Raw genomic sequence first — 1,545 nt, 5'->3', positions numbered from 1 at the left:
CTGCTTGTCCTTTCACTGGACAGGCAGAAAAAGAAAGAGCGCATCCTGATCGGCGAGGAACTGCAGATCCGCTTCCGCCTGCGGGGAAACATGGATACCGATGTCCTGTGCGATGTGACACGCCCTCTGGGGACTTTCCTTGCGGAGTTTGAGCATGATCCAGACGGGGAATGGAGCCGCCTTGGGCTGGCACCGCTCCGGGAAGCCCTGCACTCCAACCGCTGGAAGCAGCCTGCACTGGAACAGTCCGCCGGGGAGTTTCTGTCAAAAAAATATCTCACCGGCGACCCGGTGAGGATGTATGCGGCATTCCGTATCTGGAACGATTATCTGCTTGCGAGAGAACCGAGGGAGAGGGCGAAGGCCTGTGACCGTTTTATGGATAAAATGAGCCGCTTCACGCAAATGTTCCAGGAAAGAAGCCCGCTCCGGTTTGACCCCGACACCGGAAAACCGGAGCGTTTTCAAATCTCCAGCCGGGTGTTCGGCACTGTACCGGCGGAAGAAACACGGCTTGACCTATGGTATCCGGACAATAAACGCAATACGGAGTGCGTTGCAGCCTATGCATCCCTTTATCCGATAGTCACCTATTACCTGAACCGGCTGAATGACTGGGGGCTGCATTTCCGGAAATGCAAGATATGCGGACGGCTTTTCCTTGCTGAAAGCCTGCGTTATGAATTGTGCAGTGACAAATGCCGGAAAGCACAGGCACTCCAGAATAAGCGAGAATTCGACGAAAGAGCCAGGGATAACAATTATGATCTGGTCTATAAAAACGAGTGCCAGCACTGGCGCAACATTATTAACAAGGCAAAAAAGAAGCCCGGCCTACCGGCTGACCGGCTGGAAAAAATGCAGGCTGCCTTTGAAGCGTTTAAGAAAGAAGCCCTTCAAAGGAAAAAGGCAATCAAGACAGAAAAAGCCAGCCCGAAAAATTTCACGGACTGGCTGTACCAGCAGAGCAGCATCCTGACTGATCTGCTGGAAGAATCCTGACCGGGCAGCTTCTGAAAACGGTATTGTACCATTTTCGGGAAACTGCCCGCCGGGAAACAGCAAAAATTATTCATTTACACATAGATCAGTTCTGCACGGACGATTTCTTCCGCACGGCTTCGGATAGAATTGCAGCGGCGCACCCATTCAAGCTGGTCATCCGCTTTCAATTCCTCTGTCACACCCTCAGCGGCCTGCATCTGCTCTGCAATTCTGTCCAGCCGTTCCTGTGCCTGTTCGTCCAGGTCAGCAAGATATGTCCATAATTTTCCAGTAAGAAGCAAGCTGCTGTAATATCCGGGGCGGTTTTCTTTTAAATACTTCTGGTGCATCCGCCCCCAACGACCGATNGNGCGGTTTTCCTCCGGCAGCGTCAGCATGGGGATATAGTAATCCCCGACAAGAACATAGTCAATGCCGTTCTCATGTGTGTATTTCGGCAATTTCTCCATTATCGACCTCCTGTATTCAATTATTCAGAATCCAGCTGATCGTGTCCCTGTCCATGTGAAATTCAAGGCAACTGAACTCTTCACCAACAAG

Annotated in this window: 2 protein-coding genes; one reads left to right on the top strand and one right to left on the bottom strand. The window is 51.4% G+C overall.

Annotated features, from left to right (window positions below):
• The coding region (locus tag JX325_RS16525; RefSeq protein WP_243414152.1) for a hypothetical protein at positions 1 to 1,002 on the top strand (1,002 nt) is incomplete at its 5' end.
• Between the two features lie 74 nt (positions 1,003 to 1,076).
• Here the strand turns inward: JX325_RS16525 and JX325_RS16520 are convergent.
• Positions 1,077 to 1,454, bottom strand: coding sequence for a TnpV protein (locus JX325_RS16520; RefSeq protein WP_204792124.1), 378 nt, complete (start codon positions 1,452 to 1,454; stop codon positions 1,077 to 1,079).
• Positions 1,455 to 1,545: the final 91 nt, after the last annotated feature.

Origin of the sequence: Oscillibacter sp. CU971 (assembly GCF_905219725.1) — a bacterium.
Classification (GTDB): domain Bacteria; phylum Bacillota; class Clostridia; order Oscillospirales; family Oscillospiraceae; genus Oscillibacter.
Note: the sequence above shows the minus strand (reverse complement) of the source record. Positions and strands in the feature narration are given on the sequence as shown.